The sequence below is a fragment of the Carboxylicivirga taeanensis genome (genome assembly GCF_051851475.1).
In the GTDB taxonomy this organism is placed as follows: Bacteria; Bacteroidota; Bacteroidia; order Bacteroidales; family Marinilabiliaceae; genus Carboxylicivirga; species Carboxylicivirga taeanensis.
On sequence record NZ_JBPUSJ010000036.1, the window covers coordinates 1 to 4,258 of the forward strand.

General features: G+C 32.9%; 2 protein-coding genes. Both read right to left on the reverse strand.

Going from position 1 to position 4,258, the window contains the following annotated elements:
• Window positions 1–354 precede the first annotated feature (354 nt).
• Window positions 355–1,212: an AbiJ-NTD4 domain-containing protein gene (locus tag ACSX1H_RS18805; protein WP_439185798.1), complete on the reverse strand. Its 858-nt coding sequence runs from the start codon at window positions 1,210–1,212 to the stop codon at window positions 355–357.
• Window positions 1,213–1,877: 665 nt separating this feature from the next.
• Window positions 1,878–4,121, reverse strand: coding sequence for a hypothetical protein (locus ACSX1H_RS18810; RefSeq protein ID WP_439185799.1), 2,244 nt, complete (start codon window positions 4,119–4,121; stop codon window positions 1,878–1,880).
• Window positions 4,122–4,258 lie beyond the last annotated feature (137 nt).

Genomic DNA, 4,258 nt, shown 5'->3' on the forward strand with positions numbered 1-4,258 from the left:
TAACTTTCAGTGAAAACGATTAAGTCTTCGATTTGCAAAACTTACTATTTGTGCGAATGTGGGTTGCTGGCCCGTGGGTGAGCAGCAAATTCCTCGAAAGCCTCACGAATCCCAAAAATACCTCGAATCGGGCTTAAAAATATTGGGTTGTGCCTAACGGCCTGCCGCATGGTGCGTAAGGGAATATTGTCCTCACTAACCTTTCAAAATGCGGGGAGCCGAAGCGTTGGGTTGGATTTTATATTTTCATTTTATTTTAAAGTCAAATCAACGATTTGGCGTTGTTCGCCGAAGCCACAAACTATCCTAATTGAGGTGAATCCCTTATGCACTATAGCGGTTTGTTGTGCCCAGTTATTCTATTTCCAATCCTATTTTTTCAGCTTTTGTTATCAAATAATTTATAAATGAGCTACACGAAACTAACATATATTTTGCATCACTGAAGTCTGGTTCATTTGGTTGCTCGACTATTGCATGTCTTATCCCACTTTCTTTATCATTGGTATAAGCATATATTTTATCAAAACCTGCTTTTAATTGATTATTTATATTTAGTCCCTTTTCTTCTAGCTTATTCAGAGCCTTGCCCAATGTATTTTCATTAGTTATAATCCTACAGGTTGCCTCAACAGCTGAAATTGATTCCTTTATTGAATTTCTATAATTTGGATTTTTCCTATCAGAAATTAAGTCAAGCGCATTTTCTAAGTGAACATTTGCTCCATTTAAGGCAGAAAACTGACTCGTATTTTTAGTCGCAGTAGATAACTCTTCCAATTCAAGTTCATTTGATATTGGCGCAATCAAATTGTCAATTATTCTATATCCAGCAAATTCACGTTCTAAAATAGAATTTAATGTGTCGACGAATTCCGTTTTGTTATAATGGTCATAATCCAAATTCAACAGGAACTCTATAAAATCATAACTTTCGTACCATTCGTCTTCAAAAAACCTTTTGCGAATAAAATCCTCAATTTGAAATTCATATTCAGGTATTCTGTCAACAGGTAATTTGTAGAAGTGATGCCAAAGCACATTGGCAAAGCCATTAAATTCTCCACGATTATAATTAGTAGGGCGTGGTATTGGGTCAATAAAAAGCAATTTAATTATATTCCATAAGCCATTCTGTAATTCAGTATCTATAGATTCTAACTGAATTTCTTTCGTTGCTTTTTTCTTTCCTATTCTTTGTGAAAATCTCATATACTTAATGTTCGATGTCTGTTTTCTTTAATTGGGCACAACGGTTAGCTGCATGATGCGGTAGCAGATTCGCGGTGCTGATTGTCCGTCCGACAGGACAGGCAATCGAGGCGGGAATCGGCCCAACCAAAGCGAGCCAGACTGCTATGCATTATTGCAGCTTGTTACAGGCTGTTATTTTATCTTCTTAATTTCTCTAATGTTCAGCTTTGCACTAAGCCAAAAACCAAATGAGAAGGTGTTTTACGCCAGCGTTTGTAAATCAAGCTTCCGGAAAGAAAAGTGAGAAAGCCAGTTAAAGTAGCTTATAACCAACTAATACTGATTAAGAGCGGCGTAAACAGTTTGTAAATCAAATTGATTCCTGTTCACGTTTGAAAATCAATTCCAGAGGCTCTGCAATCTGAACGCCTGGGATAATATGAAACCAACCGAGTCGGGATTAGTGGCCAAGTAATACTAAGTTTTGGTTTTTGGCGACAGTCCTCTATCCCACTTACAAAGCTGAAGCCCGAAATTGCCTGTAACGGTGGCGGTATGGTTAGTTAGGGATTGCGGGCTTTTCACCTGTCAAGTTACAGCAAATTTTGAAGCGGGTTACTACACCCCAAAAACCACTGAAACCCTTATTAACTATACCGCGTGTTAGCGGTTCGTGCTTTATATCAGTAGTAAAAATATCTTGCTCCTCCAATATTAAAATCATCAGGCTGTCTTAAATTTAATGTCTCTATCTCAGGTACATAATCAAATCGATAGAATTTTCCGTCAATATATTTTTTCGCTTTTTCAAGTTTTGTATGTATATCTTCATAGCATGATAAAATGATAGTATCAGGTTTTATTATCTGTGCTAATTCTACAAGTGTATCTAAAGAATTTTCTCCTTTACTGTTTTTTTCAAAAAAACCAGTGCTTTTGTGTTTTGCTTCACCGATAATTAATTTTCCATCTGATAAACATACAATATCTATCTCAGAACATGGTTTTCGTGATTTAAGACTGCTATAAAGGTTAATCTGAGGACTATATTCAAATGACAGTCTACTATTGCTCTGTATACTTGCCAAAGTCCTTATAACTGTTAGGTTACCATCTCTACTTGTTTTTGATTGAAAAATATTATTTTTTATTAAATCATTTAATTTGTAAGCAAATTTTGGTTCAATCGGTAATTTGAAACTTTCTAAACATCCTTTACAGTTAATGGCTTCACTTATTTCTCTTATTGGATACCAAAATTCAGAAGAACATTTAGGACATTTAATTTTGAAACCCTTTAAGAAAACACGATAGTCGCAAAGTTCACCAATGGTTTCTTTAAGTCCCAATTCAAGATTTTCTTCATTCAGTAAAGTTTCACCTTTGTTTCCTAACGAAATCCCTTTTTGCTGTAATGCTTGAATAGCCTTAGATTTTATTTCTTCAAAATGTATAGAATCACCAGCAACACGTTCACTTTTTATTAACCCTTCAAATAGGTCTACCCAAAACTTATCTGTGAAAAAGTCATCAATTGTCCAAAAATTGAAATTAAACGTTTTTAAAAATGCTGATAGCTTATTACTTGCATCATGATGACTGATATCAATATACTTAGTATTAACTGTTTGTCCATGAATTTTAGGGTGGCTGATTAATTGACGCAATAAATCACCAAATTCAGGTATGGCAATTTCTAAATTATCTGACGTGTTTTTCTGATTATGAACAATAATAGAAATTTCTCTTTTTCTGTTAATTCTACCTTCAACATTCTTTATTATTTGCCAAGTCTCGGTAGTAAAAGGAAACTTTATTTCATTCTGATAATTATTTTCTTCAAACTTTTTAAGCTCGATATCTATAGCCCATTTTTGAGGATGAAAACCAACCTCATTTGTAAAGCTAAGTTTGGGTAAATGAAATAATCCCTTCTCTGTTATCAATGTTTGAGTTAAAAAGACTTCACCGTAATTTCTTTCAAATAATCCATTAGCATCAAGAGTTTCATATGGAAAGTTCTCTATATCTTTAAATTGAAAACTTCTATAAAAAGAAATTGGATTTAATTTTTCGGTAATTATTTTTTGTATTTCATCTTTACTCAAATTATGAGAGACAACCTTGATTGCTTGGTCATTGCTCAAATCATATAATATTCCACCGAAATATTTATCATTACTTAAAAGCTCAAGTTCTTCAATGGTCAGATATATAATATTTCTTCCTTCAAATAATAACCTATTCCAATAATAGATTAGGTTATTATTTGAAGATTTATCTTTGTCAATAACAATTTCAAATTCACTATGCTGTGCATGTTTTAAATCCCTTAATATTTTGGTATTTAAGTTCATTCTTGATAACCCGGATTTTATTATGGGTTTTTCCTGGTGAAGTATTTGATTAAGAGAATTAAATGATTGTTTGTCTAAATCTATTCGTTGGTATGCTTTACTTAACTCATTTTCACTTACAAAAGTATCAGATTCAATACCAAAATTGAGTTTATAAAAATTAAGTAGTGGACTTTTGGTTTCCCATAATCCATGAGGTAAAATAATTTTTGAGTTCGTATCAAATTTGGAAAGAAAATAAAATGAATCAACTCCTAAAATATTTTCTTTTCTTGGCTGTTCGTCTAGATTGTAATATCCACAAGGATTAAAGAAACCTAACCTTTTAATTATCTCAGGGTCTATATTTTCTGAATAAAATACATAGTCGGGGTCATAAAATTTTATTAGAGAAATGTAATTTTCTGAAATAACCTGTTCTTTTACAGGAATAATTGGATTATATCTACCTCCCCAAATCTTTTGATTCTCACAAATTAGTTTAAACAGCTTTTCATATGGATATTTTATATCAATAAAATACACATATCTTAAATGTCTTGGTCTAGAAGTTATTTGAAACTGCTTCATTGTTAATTTTAATATCCAATATTGTGAGTATACCGCATGACCGCTAACGGTTAGCTGCATGATGCTTAAGGAGAGAACACAGCTCCACTTCCCTGACTCCCACAAAGCCAAACATTGATTTGGCATTAAACTTAATA